This is a genomic window from Flavihumibacter profundi, assembly GCF_020076305.1.
Taxonomy (GTDB): Bacteria; Bacteroidota; Bacteroidia; order Chitinophagales; family Chitinophagaceae; genus Flavihumibacter; species Flavihumibacter profundi.
In genome coordinates, this window is record NZ_JAIQXE010000002.1 from 637,591 (window position 1) to 660,219 (window position 22,629).

General features: G+C 45.8%; 14 protein-coding genes. 5 read left to right on the top strand and 9 right to left on the bottom strand.

Annotated elements, in window-relative coordinates:
- Positions 1–8 precede the first annotated feature (8 nt).
- The 7 genes from LAQ65_RS12580 to LAQ65_RS12610 all read right to left on the bottom strand — a co-directional run bounded on the left by LAQ65_RS12580 (position 9) and on the right by LAQ65_RS12610 (position 9,166).
- On the bottom strand, positions 9–2,201 hold the full coding sequence (locus LAQ65_RS12580) for a TonB-dependent receptor family protein (protein WP_224117322.1): 2,193 nt from the start codon (positions 2,199–2,201) through the stop codon (positions 9–11).
- A gap of 68 nt (positions 2,202–2,269) precedes the next feature.
- Positions 2,270–3,820, bottom strand: coding sequence for a phosphatase PAP2 family protein (locus LAQ65_RS12585; protein WP_224117323.1), 1,551 nt, complete (start codon positions 3,818–3,820; stop codon positions 2,270–2,272).
- An 11-nt stretch (positions 3,821–3,831) separates the two neighbouring features.
- Entirely contained in the window at positions 3,832–4,809 is a 978-nt protein-coding gene (locus LAQ65_RS12590) for a hypothetical protein (RefSeq protein WP_224117324.1), read from the bottom strand.
- 130 nt (positions 4,810–4,939) lie between these two features.
- A complete protein-coding gene (locus tag LAQ65_RS12595; RefSeq protein ID WP_224117325.1) occupies positions 4,940–6,280 on the bottom strand; it encodes a vanadium-dependent haloperoxidase in 1,341 nt (446 codons plus the stop codon).
- Positions 6,281–6,379: 99 nt separating this feature from the next.
- Entirely contained in the window at positions 6,380–6,946 is a 567-nt protein-coding gene (locus LAQ65_RS12600) for a hypothetical protein (RefSeq protein WP_224117326.1), read from the bottom strand.
- A gap of 68 nt (positions 6,947–7,014) precedes the next feature.
- Positions 7,015–8,187, bottom strand: coding sequence for a hypothetical protein (locus tag LAQ65_RS12605; protein WP_224117327.1), 1,173 nt, complete (start codon positions 8,185–8,187; stop codon positions 7,015–7,017).
- A complete protein-coding gene (locus LAQ65_RS12610) occupies positions 8,174–9,166 on the bottom strand; it encodes a DUF2157 domain-containing protein (protein ID WP_224117328.1) in 993 nt (330 codons plus the stop codon). Before LAQ65_RS12610 ends, LAQ65_RS12605 begins: the two co-directional genes overlap by 14 nt.
- A gap of 121 nt (positions 9,167–9,287) precedes the next feature.
- Between LAQ65_RS12610 and LAQ65_RS12615 the strand changes: the two genes are divergently transcribed.
- The 4 genes from LAQ65_RS12615 to LAQ65_RS12635 all read left to right on the top strand — a co-directional run bounded on the left by LAQ65_RS12615 (position 9,288) and on the right by LAQ65_RS12635 (position 17,425).
- A complete protein-coding gene (locus tag LAQ65_RS12615; RefSeq protein ID WP_224117329.1) occupies positions 9,288–12,632 on the top strand; it encodes a methylmalonyl-CoA mutase family protein in 3,345 nt (1,114 codons plus the stop codon).
- Between the two features lie 39 nt (positions 12,633–12,671).
- Positions 12,672–15,890 carry a WD40/YVTN/BNR-like repeat-containing protein gene (locus LAQ65_RS12620; RefSeq protein WP_224117330.1) on the top strand — a complete coding sequence of 1,073 codons (3,219 nt, stop codon included), beginning with the start codon at positions 12,672–12,674 and terminating at the stop codon, positions 15,888–15,890.
- A gap of 10 nt (positions 15,891–15,900) precedes the next feature.
- On the top strand, positions 15,901–16,329 hold the full coding sequence (locus LAQ65_RS12625) for a hypothetical protein (protein ID WP_224117331.1): 429 nt from the start codon (positions 15,901–15,903) through the stop codon (positions 16,327–16,329).
- 220 nt (positions 16,330–16,549) lie between these two features.
- Positions 16,550–17,425 carry an aldose 1-epimerase family protein gene (locus LAQ65_RS12635; RefSeq protein ID WP_224117332.1) on the top strand — a complete coding sequence of 292 codons (876 nt, stop codon included), beginning with the start codon at positions 16,550–16,552 and terminating at the stop codon, positions 17,423–17,425.
- Between the two features lie 4 nt (positions 17,426–17,429).
- Here the strand turns inward: LAQ65_RS12635 and LAQ65_RS12640 are convergent, their stop codons facing one another.
- Both LAQ65_RS12640 and LAQ65_RS12645 read right to left on the bottom strand, forming a co-directional pair.
- Positions 17,430–20,153 carry a TonB-dependent receptor gene (locus LAQ65_RS12640; protein ID WP_224117333.1) on the bottom strand — a complete coding sequence of 908 codons (2,724 nt, stop codon included), beginning with the start codon at positions 20,151–20,153 and terminating at the stop codon, positions 17,430–17,432.
- Between the two features lie 2 nt (positions 20,154–20,155).
- Positions 20,156–21,079, bottom strand: a complete 924-nt coding sequence (locus tag LAQ65_RS12645) for an SAM hydrolase/SAM-dependent halogenase family protein (RefSeq protein ID WP_224117334.1) — start codon at positions 21,077–21,079, stop codon at positions 20,156–20,158.
- A 134-nt stretch (positions 21,080–21,213) separates the two neighbouring features.
- Here LAQ65_RS12645 and LAQ65_RS12650 point away from each other — a divergent pair, with 134 nt between their 5' ends.
- Positions 21,214–22,617, top strand: a complete 1,404-nt coding sequence (locus tag LAQ65_RS12650; protein ID WP_224117335.1) for a DEAD/DEAH box helicase — start codon at positions 21,214–21,216, stop codon at positions 22,615–22,617.
- Positions 22,618–22,629 lie beyond the last annotated feature (12 nt).

The window sequence follows — 22,629 nt, forward strand, 5'->3', positions numbered from 1 at the left end:
TTTTTATGCTAGATACGGATCATAATTGTAAAACAAAAATTCCTTCCGTCGGATGGCCAAATGCCAGGACCAGGATAGAAAGCCGGCCTTTTAGTGAAGTAATCTTTGTTGGTAAGATTGCTGATACTAATACGGGCTTCCAGGTTTTTTGAAAAATGGTAGCCAGCATTCAGATCAATGATATTGTAAGATGGAACAATTCCGACTGCACCTGTTCGTGGCGCTGGTGCAACAGTATTTAACGGATCAGCGAAGGATTCACTGGTAAAACTCATTAAACCGGAAATATTGAATTTTTCATAACGGAATGTCACACCATTCCGACTAATTAAATCGGGAGCACTTTCAACTTTATTTCCGCTGATGTCAATATTTTCCAGGCCCGATTTAACGGTTGCAGTTGTATAACGGGCATGGATAATTGCTGTTGAGGTGAAAATGGACAATCCCGTTTTTCTGCCCAGCATCCAGTCAGCCTGGATAAAAAACTCCCCGCCTATAGTCAGCGAGTTGCCGATATTTGTGCGATAGGTATAGAATTCGCCCTGGTCACCAGTTTGGATAAGTGTTCCAAACCTGTTTTTATAGTTTAGGACATACCCGTTGATATCCCAGCTAATGAATTTTCGGCTTCCCCTGAAACCTAGTTCTGCATTATATCCTTTTGAATCCTTAATATTTGGGTCAACTTTTTCATATGTTGATGCGGGTATGATATCCTTGAAAATCATAGGCCGGTAAGCCTGGGAAGCACCACCATAAAATTCCGTAAACTTACCCGGCTTATAGGAGATATTTAGTCCAAGTAATGGGAACTGGTGTTTAATGGTAACAGGCAACTCGTTATCCGGGTAATAGGTAATTTGACCGCTCATATCTGTTTGGCCCATTTCTAAACGGACACCTGTACCAACGGATAGGCTTTTTGATAATTGCAGCCTGTTTTCGGCAAATAGGGCAATGTTTTTTGTTTTAAAATGCAAGTCCCTTCCCCAGCCTGGTGTTACAAGGGTTAAGTCGAAATCGGAACCAGTAGTGCCTTTACCCAATTGGTTACGATGCAGGTCATTGTTCATATATTGTATCCCTGCCGTTAATGCGCTGATTTGTTTCCCTGAATGGTATTCCTGTAAAATTCTTAGTTCTGTTGTATAGCTATTGAAATGGTCAATATCCACCTGGCGGTTGCTGTATTGAAGGGTTAGGGGATTTATGCTGTCTTTAATATTTGCTGGTTTATCAAAGAGCACACTATTGCGGGTTCCCAATACGGCAGAGCTGGTGAATTGTAATCGGGTAAGCTTTGAAATTTGCCAGTTTAAGTTAATGGAGGGGATATGGATATCAGGATTGAAATAGTTCCGGTTTCGTGTTGACTGGGTTGGGTCTTCTTTAAAAAGACTATCATTCAATTGGCCGGGAATCTTATATAGGTATGCAGATCTCGACCACTCCAGCCGAAGGGAAAAATCCCTGTTAGGTGTATAATCTATTGCAATACTTTGATTTTCTGATTCAGTATGTTCATTATCGCGATAGCCATTTCTTGACTTTCGGCTCATATATGCATAGTACCGGAATTTACCCAGTTTTCCACCTATAGCATTATAGGTGCTAAGTAAATTAAATGAGCCTGCATTATTAATACTCTCAAAATTGAAAGCTTTTGAACTGTCGCCCTGCTTTGAAACATAATTCAACATCCCTCCGAATTGGGCGCCGTATTGCAAGGAACCTGTTCCCCTTACCAATTCAATTCTTTCTATACTTTCCAATGGCATACTAAAATGACTGGCGGGATAGCCATACAAATCTGAGTTGGTAATTATCCCATCTTTGCGGATGTTGAATTCCCAGCCCCGATGCGGGTCCAGGCCCCTGGTTGCGATATTGATCTGGTTTCCTGACCCATCCATGTCGTAAACGAAAACACCCGGAATTTTTGCGAATACCTGCCTTCCGATTTTATCGGGCAGGTTTGAAGGTGCCTGGGCCAGGTTTATAGATTCTGATTTTTTTCCGGAAAATATAAATGTTCCTTTAATATCTGGTAATTTCCCAACCAGGTTTTGCTTTTGGAAGGCGGTAATTGAGATACTGTCCAGGACTTTAATACTAACCGTAGTATCCACTTGATTTTTTTCCTGGGCCATTAGTTGAGAGCCTAAGACAACAAGAAAAGTTGTTGTAATTTTCCTCATACGTTATCAATAAGGGTAGCCATATTTTATTTAAAAATATGGCTACCCAATGCTTGAATCATTAATTTCTATTCAGCGCCATCTGACTCAGCACGCTGAATCGCATAGTTGCCGACATTTTTTCCGGTAACCAAACCTACATTACAATCGCTCCTGTAATGTATACCACCATAAACGCGTGACATAGAGGCTTCATTGGCCATATCCATATATGCACCTGCCCGTGAAGGAATGATATGACCAAGGATGGTCGCCGCTGCACCACTGAATGTAGAATGCCCCGATATATAACTTGGAAAATTCGGGATGCCGGTAAGTGTTTTAATCCGGGGATCAAGCTGGGTGGGCCTTGGGTTATAATAATAATACTTGGTATCCCAGCAAACAATTGCAGCGTCCATTAAAGCCATATTCAGGAGTGCCATGTTCCTTGCCCAGCGCACTTCACTGAAATTTTCCCTGATAAAGTCATCTGAGGCAATGGCATCCCAATGCCCCGGGGGTGTATAAGTGGCAACACCATCGGCCCAGAAATGGACAATCCTGATATTCTCGCGACTTGGATTGTTGATATAATTATACACTTCTTCGGTTTCATGTTTCATCTTTTCGCTGTTAACCGAAGGTGGTGGGTCAGGCCTGAGTGCAATGACAGTGAGGGAGTCAAAAAGGAATGTTTTCACTTTGCCAAAAGCTGGCAACATAGGAGGCCTTTGGGGTATTTCAAAACTGCGCCAGGGGGTATCACCACGGGCTATGCAATCATTTTCAAGTTTTGACCACATTGCCTGGTTGCCTGCTGCTGCCCCCGCACGGTCGGTCCTTGCCCTTGCAACAAATTTCTGGGCGACTGCTTTACCTAATAATTCGCCGGCTTCAATATCGCTTCTCACATTTGCCCCCGCAATGATCCGCGACATTTTGTGTTGTTCCGCTTTCATCTGGATATAATCCTGGTCGCCAGGGAAAAGCAGTTTAAGCATTTCCACTGCAGCTCCGGCTATCACTGCATCTTCGGATGGGTAAGAAGGCAGGTCTGATTGTGGTACCAAAACCTGCAGTGAGCTGTCCACTTTATATGGCGCCTTCCTGTTGTATAGTTTTTTATAATACCAGGCTGTTACCAGTGCGTCATACTGTGCCGCACTTACGTAAGCGTAAGCCCTGGCTGCATAAGGCGGATTTGAAAATGGAAATTGCGGGTAGGCCAGTGGGTTATTAGCACTTGGGAAAGGATAAGTGCCATCCGGATTCTGGTAAGGTGGCAGGTTGTGTTTGGCAACGAGTTCCCGCAACAGTTCATTCCAGCGAAGCACGCCGCCAGCCGACCAGTATTTCACGATGTCTTTTTCTTCCTGGGTTAAATTGGCCTGTGTAGCTTTAATTTCATTGATCTGGGCAATATAATCCGGTGAATTGGTGGGAATAGGCGCCGCCACTGCTATATCAGTTGGGCTACCAATAAGAATTGGTTTCCAGTCCCCTGCATCTGCATCTGTATTTGCAGGTTGTAATGCGGGCAGGTTTGCCGTTCTTTCATGGATGTCTTTTGAACAGGCTATTATTAAAAGGGTTGCCAACAAGGTGAGCATCCCTGTAATGCGAATTTTCTTTTTCATACTAAGCACGTTTATTGGTTAGCAGCTGATTTTTTTGATGCTTTATTAAAGTAAAAGGCATAGAAAATGCCTCCGTTTATGGAGGTTGCCTGTCCCATATTCCTTCCATCAATTACATAGTTAGCTCCTGCCAGAAAAGACAGGTTGGTGTGTTGTGGAAGGGTAAACTTCAGGTTAATACCAAGACTTGTTGCATCCATATTATTGCTTGGGAAGGGCATATTGTTGCGTGTAATATCGTAGCCTCCCAAAGTAGTCCAGTTAGTCAGTAAACCCTCGGCGATCAGGTATTTGCCCCTGTAACCTGCCCGCAGCTGGTAGTTGGCGGCATCGGGCATATTTACTTCATTGGTTAAATGCATTTGGGTATCATAGTATGACGTACGGTCAATGGAAATATTACCACGAACCACATACGCTGCACTTGCTGTAGCAAATATCCTGTTCCTTACATAATCAACCATAACGCGACCGGTAAAGTTGGTGCTGCCCAAACCAATTGATAGTGGCATGAAATCAACTACATAATTATTAAGTGGTGTTGAAATTCCGCCGACCAGCAAAAGGGCTAATTTGTTTTCGCCGGAATTATATTTAAAGGCTTTCCATTTTACGTTCAGGGATATATCCTGTACGCCTTGCAATCCGTGTAAGGTACCAGCACTGGCATTAGTCCATACATAAGGTGCGCCGACCATAACATTCAGTGAGTTGGTGATGCCATAATTGGCCATGAACATTAAAGCATTTGTGGTAACGGTACCAAGGTTTTCGTTATTTCGTTTTAAGGTTCCTTCCCAGTAGTCTTTCCAGTAAGAATGGCTGTAATTGAATCCGGCGCAGAACTGGTTTTTATTCATCATAATAGCATCCACTTCCGTTTGCGCTGATGCAGGATGAATAAAAAATTGAAAAGATAGCAATAGGAGTACAGTTATAAGCTTCCCGGTTTTAAGCCGGGAGGCTTTATATAAAATTATTGATAACATGGTTTGTCTATAAGCGATTAAGAAATGGTTTTAAGCCGGATGCCATTACCATAGGTTGAAGCATTGCCGGTGTAAAATGGTTAGTCAGTTAAAACATGGCTATGTTTAAATGCCTAATACATTTTTTGGTTTACTTTTTCAGTGTGAGCCGGGACACAACAAGCTCACCTATTTTCCTGCCTGATGCAGCGCCCAGCTCATTGTCGAAGCGGAAATGGATTCCACCGTACAGCCTTGACATTGCGGCTTCTTTTGCAGCATTGCGGAAGGAGGTTATTTCCCTGTTGCCGATACCGAATTCCAGGAGTGATGTATCTGTGAAATGTAATTTATCTCCAAATACACTGGTCATAGTTTCGGCAGCAGCTGCAGAAACAGTACCATGTCCGCTTGGGAATGACGGGAATGGCGGAGTCTGGATATAAGGCCTCCACTCCGGATCAATATGCTGGTTGATCACGGTTTCGGGGCGGATATAATTGTATTTGTATTTTCCTTCCCAACAACCAATGAAAGCATCAAAAAGGGTGATGGCTGTTTTCGCATATGCAGCTACGGTAGTATTGAAATCCGCTCCCGCTGATTTTGCAGCGATACCTACAATGTTCATCCAGTGTCCGGGCGGTGAGAATTTTTTAGTGGCAAACATAACATGCCCGCTTACATTCATCTTGAACGGGTTGTCGTCCCAGAAATCAGCGATATGTTTTTGTTCGTCAGTAAGGCTGTCGCCTATTTGTTTCACTTCCATAACTGATTTGTAAAAAACTCCATTTTTGTCCTTCATGTTGTAGGCAGGGGGTGCTTCTGCCCGGCACATTGATGCGCTATCCAGTACCATAGGCCTTATTTCTGACCAATGGGGTTCTATTGCCTGGGCATACATAGGCGGCGTTGGTACCCAACGACCGGAATCTGTATTCACGGTGTAACGGGTTGCTGACCTTGTTTGCGCATAATTGTCGCCTTTAGACCAGGCCAGGATACGAGCCGCAATTGTATCTGCAAAGACGCGTGAACCCTGCTGTTTTTTTTCAGGCATGCCAAGGCTATCGGCCATATGGAGCAGTTCGTCATAGTAATCCATCATACTTCCTTCCGGAAAGGTAACCGCATTGCCCACTTTGGTAAAAGCCAGCAGGGCAGCCAGGTGAAAATCAATATTTGCCGTATCTGCCGGTTTTGGCAAAGCCGGTAAGTGCTTGATTTGTCCAGCCAGGCTTTGGTAATGTGCAGGATCACCCGCGGCAACAACCTCATAGGCGGCGATTGTTGCGTAGGCGTAGTTACGGCTGGCAATCATCGGCGGAAAATTATTTTCCAGTACAACATTGTTCAGCTTTTTCACGGTTGCACAAAACAATAATGGGTCATTCAGTACTGCCGCAGATTTATCAGGGGAAGTACATGAAGTGGCTAATAGCAGGGCGAAAAAACACAAGCCCAGGCTAGCACGATAGAACTGCTTCATTTTGGTCATAGATTAATAGCAATATTTCCTTTTGGGTTAATTTCCCAAAGGACTGTTGCTGACAGCCTTGAAATGATTATAAAATGGTTACGGAGTGAATCAGCTGTTATCCGGGGGCTGTTCCTGGGGGGATTGATAATTGCAGGGCAGATAATCATTGAATTGATTATACGCGATGTCTTTTTGTGTAAAAGAAGGTGTATAAGTAGCCGTGCTTTCGTTAACAAGGCATTCTGTCAGGATATTTTTAAAAGTGATTGTTTGCTTGGCTGGCAATTGCTTTCCTGATGAGCTTGTATGCTGCAGGTCATTAACCAGTTTGAAAAATTCATCCCGTGCATTATTAAGGTGTGTAGCCTGGGCATTGGGGATGCAACGCATTTCAAGGGAGTCGTTGAAAATTCTCCGTTCCACGTATTGGTATTTCATACCGCCTATGGTCACTTCCCCTTTTACCCTTTCAAAAATTGGTGAGTTGGTATAATATGGGAGATTTTCAACGGGCAATTTGATGGTAATAAGGGCCTCTTCATCGTAATGATGATCATCGAGCCTTGTGTTCAAATGTTTGCTGGCGCTATCTTCCAGGTAAGTGAATACGAAACGGTATCCGCCCCAATTGAACAGCAGCAAACCCACAATTATTATGGCCACCAGTTTTCTCACAAGCGAGAAAGGTAATAAAAAAATCAGTTCAATGCACCCGCCGGGTATTACCCGGCGGGTGCATTGAACTAAAACTCCCCGCTGGCACCTCCGCCGCCAAAGTTTCCACCTCCGAACCGGGTATCAGAACCTGCCGGAGATTGGGCTTGTGGTATTTGTCCGGCCAGTCCGGCGGCGATAAAAAAAGCTTCATTAAATAAGAGGTCTGATTGTCCGGGAATTGACTGGTCCGTAAATTTAGAATTGTTGATTTTCAAGTATTTAATAATACCAAAGGCAATGGCGGCCAACAGTATTCCATATAAAACAGCAGCGATTTCATGGTCAACAGGGTTTTCATGGACCTGAAGGAAAAAGAAAAAGGCAATAACAAGGACAATGCCTATCCTGATCCATGGCCTGGCTTTGATTTTAAGGCCATACAGCAGGAAAATTAAAGGAACAATAAAAGTCCATCCCCAATAAAACCAGGATAGTGAAAGTGAGTTTTGTTGCCCCGCTGAATCAAAATTCATGTCAAAGATCAGATGTTCAACAGTATAATAGTGTAATGAGGCGTAAGTGCCTATAACCGCTGCATACTCCACCAACCTTAAACCACTGTGGTAAAAGGCAAGTTTGTTCTTTTTTTGTAATCCTCTTGCCAAAAAAAAGACGCTGATCATAGTTGCTGCCAATAAAAAAAATAATAATTGTGAAGGACCTTGTTTGAAGTTGGTATATAAATTATAGATGAAATAACCCCAGGATGCCAAAGCTAACAACACTGACAACCGGTCGAGATACCTGGAAAAAGCGACGCTGTATAAAACAAGGGATATTATAGAAAGTATCAATTGTGTAAGGTTTTCAGGTCCTTCAATTTTAAAACCAAAATAAATAAGCACATAGATTATGCTTGAGTGCAGCAGAATATCATCTACCCCAGACCTGTAGTGATGCCTATTCCGGATCATCCATTCAAGAACTATAATGGAAATTACGGCCATCAACAAAGCAAGTATTTCTGGTGATTGGGCATCTGTTGCCAGTAATGCGAGTCCCAATAAAGCAGCGGATGCAACCTGTGTAAGTATACCCAGCCCGATTCGCAGGAAAATATTCGGGGAATAGAATTGTACGGGATATTCTTTTTGTATGCCGAGTTTTTCTATTTCAGTTATGAATCCCGACCTGTTTGCTTGTTCTGCTATGCCCTGAAGCTCAAGTTTTTGTAAATCGGAATTATTATAGGCTAGCATTGGCATTCATTTTCTTGTTAAGCTGTGTTAGCCAATAAGCCAGTCCTACCCCCGTACTTAAATAATAAAAAAGATTTGCATATACCTGGTCGTTTCCCGGTTGCAATAAGCTGAATAACTTATCGGACAAGGTGTACGACAGGCCCACATAACAATACAGGCAGGTTATGACAAGGTAGTAAAATGACTTTTCACGGAATGCTTTTTTATAGTGGAATAAACCCACCAGTAATAACAGTAATAACCATACCAGGTATAAATTCTCAAACATGATTATTCCGGCTATTCCTGACAAAAAAAGGGCATAGGATCCGAATTGATGGTATATATTTTCAAAATGTGCTTTGATACCTCTTTTTTTTACTGCAATTGCTACTAAAACAAGGAAAATGCCAAGCAAAAAGGCTGCGATTATATTTTCCTTTTTATTGAGTTCGGCTATGCCGTAAAAGGTTTTTATGTTGATATTAATTCCTACCCAGGCTGCCAGGTTTATAATACCCAGGCTCAGCACTCCTTTGTGGTCGAAGTAATAAGCGAAGGCAAATAGCAACACCATGGGAATGAAAGTGGCCAGTCCAAGGCGATGCCCGAAAAATTGAAATTGTGACTGCAGGTAAGCAATTAAAATGAGCAACAAAAGGCAACCTAACAGTACTATATAATCGAAAAGTATGGGTGATATTGTTTTTTCCCCAGCCTTTAGTTTGGGGCGTTTCCAAAAACAATAGCCAAAGCAAGCCAGGCAACTCGCCAATAAGCTGATTATAATTGCCACGTGACCGATCTGGCCTATATGTTTATAAACCAATACACCCGTACCGCTACTGATCAGTAAAATGCCAAGGTATAAAATAGCGCGCAGTTCATTATGCAGGCTTAAAGAATGATGACCAGCGTAAAACTGTTTCAATTTTTCCAGCGAAGCCTCACTGACCAGGCCCCGTCGGAAAAGATTTTCAAAGAAAGCCAGGGCCATATAATATGTTTATATGACAGTTAAAATACAACTTATTTCTTCATTTACCCGCCGGGTAATACCCGGCGGGTAAATGACCTGCAGGTTGTACCTTTATCAACCAATTGAAACTCCACGATTTATGGGTTATTCACCTAAACATAAGGTTCGGATTGTAACGGCAGCTTCTTTATTCGACGGGCATGATGCAGCTATAAACATCATGCGCCGTATTCTACAGGCTAAAGGTGCCGAGATTATCCACCTTGGCCATAACCGTTCTGTGCTGGAAATTGTGGAAGCGGCCATTGAGGAAGATGTTCAGGGTATCGCAATAACCAGTTACCAGGGTGGACACGTAGAGTTTTTCAAATACATGAAAGACCTGCTCGATCAAAATGGTTGCGGGCATATCAAAATATTCGGGGGCGGGGGCGGAACAATTCTGCCTGAAGAGATCAGGGAATTGCAACAATATGGCATCACCCGCATTTATTCACCCGACGACGGCCGGCATATGGGCCTGGAAGGCATGATTGAAGATGTAATCAAACAGTGTGACTTCCAGCTCAATGGAAGCGGAGGCTATAAAAGCCCAATGACCCTGGGTGAACTAAAGGATGTAAGGGCTATCGCAAGGCAAATAACCATTGCTGAAAATAGTAACAAGGCCGCAGCCCCCGGAAATAAATACCGTCAAAGGCCGGTATTGGGTATTACCGGAACAGGCGGTGCTGGTAAATCATCTGTAACCGATGAGATTGTACGCCGGTTTTTGAGCAATTTCGCTGATAAAACCATCGCGGTCATTTCTGTAGACCCCTCAAAAAAGAAAACCGGTGGCGCTTTGCTGGGTGATCGTATCAGGATGAATAGTATCAGTTCTCCCCGCGCCTATATGCGTTCCCTCGCCACGCGTGATGACAATACAGCACTCAGCGCATATGTACAGGATGCAATTGATATCTGCACTGTTGCCGGCTATGACCTCATTATTCTGGAAAGTGCGGGCGTCGGCCAAAGTGATGCTTCCATACTGGATTTCTGTGATGTCAGCCTCTATGTTATGACGCCGGAATACGGTGCAGCATCACAGCTCGAAAAAATTAATATGCTCGATTATGCCGACATCGTTGCCATTAATAAGTTTGATAAAAACGGTGCGCTGGATGCCCTGCATGACGTCCGCAAACAATATAAACGCAACCATAACCTGTTCACTGCAAAAGATGAGGACCTGCCTATTGTCGGGACCATTGCCGCGCAATTCAATGATGCGGGCATTAATGAATTATTTGAAAAGCTGGTGGGCACTATCGAAACAAAAACAGGCACCAGGTTTGGCGATCTGGCCTTTCACCGGCATACAAAAGACACTTCAGCAAAATCGCAGGTTATCCCCCCGAAAAGGGTCCGGTATCTCTCTGAAATAGCTGATAGCAACCGCGCATACGACACCTGGGCAAAAGAGCAGGCTGTCATTGCCTCTAAATTATACCAGGTTAACGGCGTTATAGGGGAAAAAGAAACAAGTTCCATTCCCGAATTAAAAGAATTACAAAACCGCCTGCTCAATCAATTGCACCCCGATTGTAAAAAACTGGTTGATGCATGGCCTGCATTAGTGGAGAAATACAACAAACCATTTTTTGAATATGAAGTGCGGGGAAAAGTGATCAGGCAGGCCCTTACCACACGGTCGCTCAGCGGCACAGCGGTAAAAAAACTTGTGCTTCCCCGTTATAAAGACTGGGGCGATATCCTGCTTTGGCAATTGCAGGAAAATGTGCCGGGCGAATTTCCGTACACAGCAGGTGTATTTGAATTAAAGCGCCAGGGCGAAGACCCGACCCGCATGTTTGCAGGGGAAGGCGGACCGGAAAGAACCAACAAGCGGTTTCATTATGTTTCCCAAGGCCAGCCCGCAAAGCGGTTATCAACAGCTTTTGATTCGGTTACCCTTTACGGTGAAGATCCCGATTACCGTCCGGATATTTATGGAAAAATAGGTAACAGCGGTGTTAGTATCGCTACGGTTGATGATGCTAAAAAATTATACAGCGGATTTGACCTTTGTGATCCAAAAACATCGGTAAGCATGACCATCAACGGCCCGGCTCCGATCCTCCTTGCTTTTTTCATGAACGCGGCGATCGACCAGGCCTGTGAGAAATACCTCGCTGCATATCCATCAGCTACCCTGCATGAGTCTTTCGAAGCAAAGTTCAGGCATTGTATCAAGCCCATTTATTATAACCCTGCTTCCCCGGAGCGCTTGCCAGAAGGCAATAATGGCCTTGGCCTAACCCTGCTGGGAATGAGTGGCGATGAAGTATTGCCGGTTGATGTTTATAACCAGATTAAGGCAGAAGCGCTTAGCCAGGTTCGCGGTACCGTACAGGCTGATATCCTGAAGGAAGACCAGGCGCAGAACACCTGCATTTTTTCCACAGAATTTGCCTTGAAGCTTATGGGCGATGTACAGGCTTATTTTATCCGGGAAAAAGTGAGGAATTTTTACAGTGTTTCCATCAGCGGGTACCATATTGCTGAGGCCGGCGCCAACCCGATTACCCAGCTTGCCTTTACCTTGTCTAACGGTTTTACCTATGTGGAATATTACCTCAGCCGTGGAATGCATATTGATGATTTCGCGCCCAACCTGAGTTTCTTTTTCAGTAACGGCATGGATCCTGAATATAGTGTTATCGGTCGTGTGGCTCGCCGGATCTGGGCTAAAGCGATGAAATTAAAATACAAAGGGAACGACCGCAGCCAGAAACTGAAGTACCATATCCAGACATCGGGCCGGTCGCTTCACGCCCAGGAAATTGATTTTAATGATATCCGTACTACCCTGCAGGCCCTGTATGCCATTTATGACAATTGCAATTCGCTCCATACCAATGCCTATGATGAAGCCATCACAACACCTACCGAAGAAAGTGTACGAAGGGCAATGGCCATCCAATTGATCATCAACCGCGAACTGGGCAGTGCAAAAACGGAAAACTTCATCCAGGGATCCTTCCTGGTTGAAGAAATGACTGACCTCGTGGAGGAAGCCGTGCTGGCAGAGTTTGACCGCATTAACGAAAGGGGCGGAGTACTTGGCGCTATGGAAAGAATGTACCAACGCAATAAAATCCAGGAAGAAAGCCTGGAATATGAAATGCAAAAACATACCGGCGACCTGCCAATTATTGGCGTCAATACCTTCCTTAATAAAAAGGGCTCGCCTACAATTATTCCCAACGAAGTCATCAGGAGCACAAAGGAAGAAAAAGAACAGCAGATCATAAACCTGCAGGCATTCTGGAAAAGGAATGAAGGCAAATCTGAAATGGCCCTGAAAAGACTTAAGGAAGTGGCTATTAGTAATGGCAACCTTTTCGCAGAATTAATGGAAACCGTGAAATATTGTTCACTTGGACAAATTACCCATGCCTTATATGAAGTAGGCGGACAATACCGCAGGAACATGTAATAAAATAGCCTAGATTCATGCCCTCAAAATCACTCACTGATGAAACAGTTCTTCCTGTTACTAAGTATACTGGTTGCATTAAACTCCTATGCGCAACCGAAAAAGAAAACCACCACACAAAAAAGCAAATCTGAACTGGCTTCAGCAGATGCCGGCGAACCGGATCCTGCTGAATTGATGAAAGCAGTAAAATGGCGCAATATCGGTCCGTTCCGGGGCGGTCGCTCAGTGGCCGTTTCAGGAGTAAAAGGGAATGACCAAACCTATTACATGGGTACCACCGGAGGCGGTGTCTGGAAAACAACCGATGGCGGTCAAAGCTGGGTAAATATTTCTGATGGATTTTTCACCACTGGTTCAGTTGGTGCCATTGCTGTTTCTGCTTCCGACCCAAATATTGTTGTGGTAGGCATGGGCGAACATGCTCCCCGCGGAGTGATGACTTCATACGGTGACGGCGTGTACAAGAGTACCGATGCGGGCAAGACCTGGAAGAAAATAGGCCTCGAACTGACCCGCCAGATCTCTGCTATCAGGATCCATCCAACCAATCCCGATATTATTTATGTGGCTGCCCAGGGCGCTATCAACGGCCCTACAAAAGACCGAGGCATTTACATGAGTACCGACGGCGGCGTTAGCTGGAAAAATATTTTGTATGTGGATGAAAATACGGGCTGCGCAGATCTAAGCATGGATATGACCAACCCCAGGATTTTATATGCCGCAATGTGGGAGTACCACCGTTTGCCCTGGGAAATAAAAAGCGGCGGGCCTGGAAGTAACCTGTACAAATCAACCGACGGCGGACTAACCTGGGCAAAACTGGAAAACGGGCTACCGGCCCAAAAGGGAAAAATGGCCATTGAAGTTTGCAGGTCAAATCCTAATAAAGTTTATGCACTGGTGGAAAGCGATACCCAAAAAGAACTGGGTGGTTTATTTGCCAGCTATGATGCCGGTAAATCGTTTAACCGTGTGAGTAAGGACCACCGGTTAACCCAACGTGCCTGGTATTATATTGAAATTGCCGTGGATCCAAAAAATGATAATGTATTGTATGTTTTCAACTCACCCGGACTCAAATCTGATGATGGTGGGAAAACCTGGTCCTATATTAGCGGCACCCATGGCGATTTTCACCAACTCTGGATCAATCCTGATAACCCTGAAAACATGATCATCGCCAATGACGGTGGCGCTGCAGTCAGCTTTAACGGCGGTAAAATCTGGAGCACGCAAGACAACCAGCCCACTGCACAATTCTACCGGGTTAATGCCGATAACCGTTTCCCTTATTATTTATATGCCGGTCAACAAGACAATACCTCGGTTATGATCGCAAGCCGTAATCCGGGTGGATACCGCATCGGCGAAAGGGAATGGACATTCAGTGCCGGAGGGGAAAGCGCCTTCCTGGCTTTTGATCCCGATAATCCAAAATATGTAATGGGTGGCAGTTACCAGGGAACTATTGACCTGCACGACCAGGATATTAAGGAAGGCAAAGGTGTAATGGTTGCACCCATCCAATACCAGAGCCTTCAACCGAAGAACATGAAGTACCGTTTTAACTGGAATGCCCCGATTATCTGGTCGATGCATGAGCCCAATACTTTTTACCATGCCGGTAACCGCTTGTTTAAAACCAGTAATATGGGTAAGAGCTGGACGGTTGTTTCTCCTGACCTGACCCGCCACGACACTGCTAAAATGGGCATGAGTGGTATCCCTTATACCAATGAAGGCGCTGGTGGTGAAAACTATGCCACGCTTGCTTATGTAAAAGAATCGCCCCATGAAAAAGGCGTGATCTGGACCGGCAGTGATGACGGGTTGGTTTACCTGACCCGCGATAACGGGGCTAACTGGGCAAATGTTACGCCAGCCGGCCTGCCAGAATGCCTTGTGAACAGCATCGAAGTGTCGCCCCATGATAAAGCAACAGCCTACATTGCCTGCACCCGCTACAAATGGAATGATTATTCACCCATGCTTTTCAGGACCACCGATTATGGAAAGACCTGGACGCGCATTAATAATGGCATTGCGCCCAATGCATATACCCGTGTAATCCGGGAAGATGACCAGCAAAAAGGCCTACTGTATGCAGGGACAGAAACCGGTTTCTATATTTCATTTAATAGCGGAGATGCCTGGACGCAACTGCAGCTGAACCTCCCTGTTACACCAATAACTGATTTGAAAGTTCACCAGGGTAACCTGCTTGCTTCAACCATGGGAAGGGCTTTCTGGATACTGGATGACTTGTACATGCTGAGGAATTTTGCAGCCATAAAATCAGGTAAAGCAGTTCAGTTCTATGGCCCGGCTTCAGTGTACCGCACCAGTGGAGGCAGCATACTGGATGGACCTTCACACGATGAAGAAGAAGGGGCAAGCGCAGCTTTTAGTGGCGTAAATGCGCCTTCGGGAGCTGTATTTTATTATTATATCCCAAAAGGCTCTGATAGCCTTCGTGTGAGTTTAACCATCACCAATGAAAAAGGGGAAACTGTAAGGAGTTTTGCTGATAGTGCAAATCCGAAATTTGTCGGCTTTCCCGGCGGACCTTCACCTGAACCAACCCTTGTACGTAAAGCCGGACTGAACCGCTTTGTCTGGGACCAGCGATACCCGATTTTACCAGGTGTGCCCACTGTCTTTATTGAAGGTAGTTACGAAGGCCATAAATCACCTCCGGGTAAGTATACCGCCACATTGAAAGTTGGTACGACCGTTCAAAAATGGGCTTTCACCATTTTGCCTGACCCAAGAATCAAAGCTGCTACAGCAGATTACCAGGAACAGCATGAATACCTCACCCGCACAGAAAACGGCGTTAGGGATATTCATCAGTCGGTATTAAAAATGCGGGTGGCAAAAGACCAGGTAACGCAATTGATCAGCGTAATCGGCAATGATGACCGTTATACAGAAGCAAAAAAATCAGCACAGGCCTTATTGGCCCGGATGAATAAATGGGAGGATGAACTGGTGCAGAATAAAGCACAAAGCAATGACGATATCATCAATTATATCAACAGGTTAAGTGCCGATTATATTTTCCTGAAAGGGGAAATGGATGTTAATATTCCCTTTGTTACTGATGGACAAAAAGAGCAACTGAATGTGCTTGACGGTAACTGGAAACCATTGAAAGATGAATATGATGGCATTGTAAAATCGGGATTGGCTGAACTAAATGCGGTGTGCAGGAAACTGGGCATTGAAAGGGTGATTATGCCTTCAGAATAATTAATGGTGCATGGAAAAAAAGAAACCTGAGATAGACATTGTGAATGAAGTGTTGGAAGAGTGCATCATGGCCTACCCGGTCTCTTCATTTGTGATCAGCTTGTATAAGCAATACCTGCAGCGGGGAAGTTTAAGCAAGAAGCAGTTGCAGGGTTTATTTGGTAAAGCCGAAAAAATAAAGGACCTCAACCCGGGAAAGCTGGCTACCCTGGAAGCCCTGATTATGCGTATGCCTACACGGATAAAATCTGTACCACCGGAAATAAAACCGATGTACCAGAAAGATCCTGTTGCCGGCGAACTGATAGATGCAATTTTGTCTAAGTATCCGCAACACAAGACGGCCCTGTTTTTAAAAGCAAAATATGATAACAATGAACAGTTGTCGGCTGTTGAAATGGCCGACCTGAAAAGGTTTGCGAAGAACCTGAAGGTGTAGCTCTGATTTTTTAAAGAGACGTACAAAATAATTGACGTCGCTGAACCCGATGTTTGCCTGGGGCAGGTGATGGGTTGTAAATTTTATATGAATGCCGACCAGTTTGATTATTGGGGTGTTTAGCGAAGCCGGATTAAATGACCTCGAACCAATATCTGCCAGCAATGCCGGTAGTAAGGATGGAAGATCTTAATATTGTGGCATTATTAAAATGCCCACTATGGTAACGCTTCAAAACGATTTTCTTAGGGTTAAGATCCATCCCAAAGGCGCAGAATTGCAGGAACTGGTTAGTGCCGAAACAGGGATTAATTATATGTGGAGTGGTGATCCCGCGTATTGGGGTAAATTTTCGCCGGTCTTGTTTCCTATAGTCGGCGAACTCAAGGACAATAAGTATAGCTATAACGGCAAACAATATTCGCTGGCAAGGCATGGTTTCGCGCGCGACCGGGTTTTTTCTGTTGAACAACCTGATCAATCATCTGCTGTATTCACCTTGAACGATGATGCGGAAAGCCGAATGGTTTACCCGTTTGCATTCCGCCTGCAATTGCGGTATCGCCTGCTACAGGACCAGCTGGCATGCAGTTATAGTGTATTAAATACAGGCGATGACCGCCTTTGGTTTTCGGTTGGTGCGCATCCTGCATTTGCAGTGCCGCTGCCCATTAATAACCCTGGGACAAACTATGATGACTATTCGCTGGTTTTTAACCGGTCAACCGAATTGAGCCGCTTCAAACTGAAGGGCGGATTGATAACCGATACAACTGAAAAGATAGCATTGAAAGATGGCAGGCTGCCATTAACGAAATCCCTTTTTGCGGAAGATGCCCTTGTGTTAAAAAATTTACCCGATACGGAAATCAGGCTGGAATGCAGCAAGCACCCGCATGGTATAAAATTCGCATGGGAAGGGTTTCCTTTTTTCGGCATCTGGGCTGCTCCAAATGCGCCTTTTGTTTGCCTGGAACCCTGGTGTGGAATTGCTGACCATGTTAACCATGACCAGCAATTGACCACCAAGGAAGGCATCCAATCCCTCTTACCCGGCGGGGAATTTATTCGCCAATGGCAGGTGGATTGTTTTTAGTTTTTTATAAAGTGAAGCTTAACCTAGCAAAGAAATAAGTCCCGTTCGCACCCATCTGTACCGGGGCATATTTGAATACCCCAAAATAACTGTTCGCATACACCTGTTTGTCGGGATACACATTCAACAGGTTATTGGCACCTATGGTTGCAGAAAGGCTTTTCGAAATGGCATAAGATACAGTAAGGTCAGTAACCACTTTGCCTTTATGCTCCTGCAATTCCCCAAACGGATAACCATTGCGGGTCACTTTGCCAAAATAAGTGAATCGCAGCATATTGGTGAATTTGCCGAGGTGGTGGTTGATCGCAAGGCTACCCTTGGTCCTGGGTGTATAGGTTTCGATGATGGACCTTTCCACCGGACCGAAGAAAATATCTTCCTGTCCCTTCAGCGCATCAGGGATATGCAGGGTATTTCCCACTTTGTTTTCATTGTAATTGCCTGCTAGAATAACATCAAACCTGTTTTTGCCTGCATTGAAATTGTAGGAAGCCACAAGGTCTATTCCAGTGGTGGTTGTGTTCACTGCGTTTGCAAAAAATCGGGCAGAAGCTACGCCATAAGGCTTCAGCAGGTCCTGGATTTCCGGAACAGGCTCGCCATAGGCATCATACCCGAAATTACCGGTAAGGGCTATGCGGTTGTCAATTTTGATCAGGTATCCGTCAACGCTTACCCTGAGGTGACTATTGGGGGAGAGGGTGAATCCGGCACTGGCATTCACAGATGTTTCTTCTTTCAGTTTAGGGATACCTAAGCCTTTGGCCACTTCGCTGTTATTCGGGAAGAAACCAGATTGCCCGAGTTTTCCATCGGGCAGGATATCTGTACTGCTATAGCTGAAATATTGCTGGTGAAGGCTTGGGGCCCGGAATCCGGTACTTACCGCACCACGGAGTCCGAATGCATCAGTGAACTGGTACCGAAGGGCCAGTTTGCCATTAAGTGTGCCACCAAAATCACTGTATTGTTCAAAGCGGGCAGCGCCTGCTACCAGGAATTTCTTCGTAATGTCAATTTCCCCATCGGCATAAAAGGCAATATTGTTACGGCTTACTTTGGTGGCATCCCTTGGTGCGAAACCAACAAATGACTGGGCGCCCCCGGCATAATCCAGCAGGCTTGAGTCAATGATGGTAGTTCCATCTGCACTATATGCATAATTTCTCCAGGATGCTTCCTCGCCGGCCTTGATCTGGTATTGGTCGATCCTGAATTCTGTACCGAAAGCGAGGTTCAACCCGGATGCAACAGTCGGGAAGAATTTTTTTATATCTGCATTGATGGTGTTCTGCGTGAAAGCGTGACTGCCGCTTTTGAAAGTAGTCGGACTTTTTTCGCGAAGCGTAGCATTGTTTGTATTGGCCGTCGTGTATTCGAAGCTGTTATGCCCAAATGTATTGGAGATATCCAGTTTCCAATCGGAGGGCAGCTGGAGGCGCACCCCGGCAGCGATAGACTGGTCCCAGATTGCAGATTGTGTGGAAGGCTGGAAGCCATTGGGGAAAATAGATTCAACCACATTGCTTGTTTCGCTGGGCAGGCGGCGGAAACCAAACCCGTCGCCATGACGGTAGTTGATTCCGCTGAAAGCATAGAATTCGTGTTGCTGGTTTTTACCGAAAGGAAGGGCCAGGTTCGCGAATGCGGAGCCATTACGGATACGGGCATCTCCTACGGCAAAGTCATGGTCATCGCGGGTCAGCTTGCGGGCAGAAAGCACACTGTCGTCATAAGCCCTTGAAGCTGCCGGGTTTTCTGTAAAATCATACGCGAAAAAATTACCCAGCGCGCTTTGGTCGTAAATGATCAGGTCGTGGTGTTGGGTGCGGTTAGTGCGGTCGCGGTACAACATATCGCCGGTCAGGTTCAGGTAACCCCCGTTTTTTCCCAGCGACCAACCTTTATTCAGGTTAAGCTGCGCGGTTCCGCCATCCCCTTTAGAGGTTGCTCCCCCGGTAACATTGACGTTCAGGTCGTGGTTGTTCTTCTTCAGCACAACGTTGATTACACCTGCAATTGCATCGGAGCCGTATTGCGCAGCTGCCCCATCGCGTAAAACTTCAATGCGCTCAATGGCAGCAGCCGGAATTGTATTCAGGTCAGTTCCAACACTGCCGTTACCAACAGTACCCTGGTAGTTTACGAGGGAAGTGGTATGCCTGCGTTTACCATTCACCAGCACCAATACCTGGTCAGGACCTAATCCGCGGAGGCTTGCCGGATCAATATGTTCTGTTCCGTCGGCTGAGGACTGGCGATTGGAATTAAAGGATGGTGCCAGGTAGGTAAGTGCCTGGTTGAGGTCGTATTGTGGCAGTATTTTAGTGGCATTCCGAAAATCAATTATATCGACCGGAACGGCAGATTTCAGGCCACTGCGGCTTGACCTCGACCCGACAACAGTTACCTCATTAAGGAAATTATTCACAGCCTGGAGTTGGACATTAAGTTCTGTTGAAGCACCATTGGCATTTACCACGGTATCGCGGTAACCAATAGCCGAAATCGTCAGCGTTTTGCTTTCTGCCGGGTTTAGCGTTAATGAAAAGCGGCCTTCATTGTCGGTTGTGGTGGCGCTTTTGCGCGTATTATCCACTATCGATGCACCTGCCAGGGGTTCCCCGGAGTTCCCGCGGACAGTCCCGGAAACTTTTACCGGTTGCGCCTGCAGGAATGCAGGGAAAATAACTGTTGCTAAAAGAAGCGTTAGGATTGGTCTCATGGTTATTTATTTTTTGGTGCTGTTTTTTGGATGGTTACAATCCAGTTTCCGCCGCTGCTTACAGCATGTTTTTTAGCGAAGCTGCCCTGGTTTATGCCAAATGCAAATTGCAACAGGCTGTTGGCATAGGCAACCGGCTGGCCGGGTGCCACTGCTGAAAATGTGGTTGCGAATGGCATGACACCGGAGTATAAAAGCTTTTTATTATTGAACACCGAAACTTTAAGCTGATCGCCATACCGGATCCCGTTTTCTTTAAGCAGGGACAAAGGAATATTCGTCCAAACGTTGCCGTATTGCACGTCAAGTACCGGGATGGTTCCGCTGAAAATGCCTTTGTCGAAGCGGGCGGGCTGGTAGGGGATCTTTACAATATCAACAGGTAAAGCAGGACCTACTTCTTCGTACCGGATCACTCCGGCCGCCAACCGCGCCCCGGTATAGGCATACACATCACGGCCGTGGAAAGTGTAGGATTCATCCGAACCTTTCAGCCTGTTTACCTTTTCATCAATCTGCCTCAGGGAGTCGATGCCAATCGTTTCGGCCAGAAGGGTAAGTGTGCCGTTGTCGGGCGTAACAATATACTGGCCGGTATGGATTTTGGCGACCACCGATTTGCGGACAGACCCGACCCCCGGGTCAACTACCGAAACGAAAACAGTACCGGCGGGCCAATAGGCAACAGTTTGTTGCAGCCTGTAAGCGGCCTGCCAAATATCAAAAGCAGGAATTTCATGGGTCAGGTCAAACTGTTTAAGCTGCGGGGAAACACCAAAAGCTACCCCTTTCATTGCGGAAACGGCGCCATCTTTCAGGCCAAAATCAGTCTGGAAAACCAGTGCGCCATTCTGCGACCAGCCGCTGAAAGGGCACAAAACATAAAAAACCAGCAACAGGGTGCAGAGGATAATTCTTTGTTTCATATATGATTTATTCGGGGTGCAAACTTAGGAATATTCAGTCTATAAACTTTATAGGAAATGTATAGTGTTCAACCATAGATTGCCCTTGCCCCCTTTTGCACTATCTTTACGGGAATAAGAAATGTAATTTATTTGTGAAGTTTAGTGAATTGTCCCTCGATCCGGGACTAATGGAAGGGATCGAAGCCACAGGATACATAACCCTAACCCCTATTCAGGAAAAAGTGATGCCGACCATCCTGGCCGGCCGTGATATTATAGCCTCTGCCCAAACCGGTACAGGTAAAACAGCTGCTTTCCTGCTCCCGGTTTTAAGTAAACTGATTGAACACCGGCATGAAGGCCATACCAGTGGTATTATCATAGTCCCCACCCGCGAACTGGCTGTGCAGATAGCGCAGGCAGTGGAAGGGATGGCCTATTTTACCCCTATCAGCAGTATTGCCATTTATGGTGGTGGAGACGGGAATGCCTTTGTGCAGGAAAAACAGGCCCTACAAAAAGGGGTAGACCTGGTAATCTGTACGCCGGGTAAACTGATTGCCCACCTGAATATGGGCTATGTGAAGTTTGATGAATTGCAATACCTGGTGCTGGATGAAGCCGACAGGATGCTGGACATGGGCTTCCATGACGACATCATGCGCATTATCAGGCAGTTGCCGGCGAAAAGGCAGAGCCTGCTCTTTTCTGCCACCATGCCGGAAAAAATCCGCAGCCTGGCTAAAAAGATTTTGAAGGACCCTGTTGAAGTGAATATTGCTTTGTCGAAGCCGCCTGAAAAGATTGACCAGAAAGCCTATGTTGTGTATGAACCCCAGAAGGATGCGCTGATCCAGCATATTATCCGGGAAACACCCCACCGCAGCCTGATCATTTTCTGTTCCCGCAAGCAAACGGTGAAGCAGCTTACACAAACCTTAAAACGCGCCAATTTAAATGTGGCAGAAATCCATTCCGACCTGGAACAATCCGAGCGCGAAGACCTGTTGCAGGGCTTCAAAAGCGGGCGGATCCCGGTAATTGTGGCCACAGATGTATTGTCGAGGGGTATTGATATTGATACTATTGATGTTGTTGTGAATTATGATGTTCCTCATGACGGGGAAGATTATGTACACCGTATTGGCCGGACAGCCAGGGCAGAAAAAGAAGGAAAGGCGTTCACCCTGGTTAGTGACAAAGAGATTGGCCGGTTTTCCCGGATTGAATCCCTGATCGGCAAGGTAGTGGAGAAAGCGCCTGTGCCCCCTGAATTGGGAAAAGCCCCGGAATATATCGTGCACCGCAGGTCAGGTGGTGGCCATCGTGCCGAACACCAGGGCGGTCACAGGCAGGCAGGCGGCGGACACCATATTGCCAGGCCAAAACATTCCGGGCAGGGCCATCGCCAGGAAAATGGTCGCCACAATGAAAGCGGGCCGCGCCCTGAAAGGGCACCTCGAACTGAAGGAACGCAACGACCGGAAGGAAGCCAGCGTACCGGGGTACCTAAGAAAATTGAAAAGAGAAATCCATCAGGCGGCGGCGACGCTTAACAAATGCCTCTT

Coding starts and splice junctions, on each gene's coding strand:
- LAQ65_RS12590 (WP_224117324.1), bottom strand. CDS start 4,809: ATGTTATCAATAATTTTATATAAAGCCTCCCGGCTTAAAACCGGGAAG.
- LAQ65_RS12625 (WP_224117331.1), top strand. CDS start 15,901: ATGGAAAAAAAGAAACCTGAGATAGACATTGTGAATGAAGTGTTGGAA.
- LAQ65_RS12610 (WP_224117328.1), bottom strand. CDS start 9,166: ATGGCCCTGGCTTTCTTTGAAAATCTTTTCCGACGGGGCCTGGTCAGT.
- LAQ65_RS12595 (WP_224117325.1), bottom strand. CDS start 6,280: ATGAAGCAGTTCTATCGTGCTAGCCTGGGCTTGTGTTTTTTCGCCCTG.
- LAQ65_RS12645 (WP_224117334.1), bottom strand. CDS start 21,079: ATGAAACAAAGAATTATCCTCTGCACCCTGTTGCTGGTTTTTTATGTT.
- LAQ65_RS12640 (WP_224117333.1), bottom strand. CDS start 20,153: ATGAGACCAATCCTAACGCTTCTTTTAGCAACAGTTATTTTCCCTGCA.
- LAQ65_RS12620 (WP_224117330.1), top strand. CDS start 12,672: ATGAAACAGTTCTTCCTGTTACTAAGTATACTGGTTGCATTAAACTCC.
- LAQ65_RS12585 (WP_224117323.1), bottom strand. CDS start 3,820: ATGAAAAAGAAAATTCGCATTACAGGGATGCTCACCTTGTTGGCAACC.
- LAQ65_RS12615 (WP_224117329.1), top strand. CDS start 9,288: ATGGGTTATTCACCTAAACATAAGGTTCGGATTGTAACGGCAGCTTCT.
- LAQ65_RS12605 (WP_224117327.1), bottom strand. CDS start 8,187: ATGCTAGCCTATAATAATTCCGATTTACAAAAACTTGAGCTTCAGGGC.
- LAQ65_RS12635 (WP_224117332.1), top strand. CDS start 16,550: ATGGTAACGCTTCAAAACGATTTTCTTAGGGTTAAGATCCATCCCAAA.
- LAQ65_RS12580 (WP_224117322.1), bottom strand. CDS start 2,201: ATGAGGAAAATTACAACAACTTTTCTTGTTGTCTTAGGCTCTCAACTA.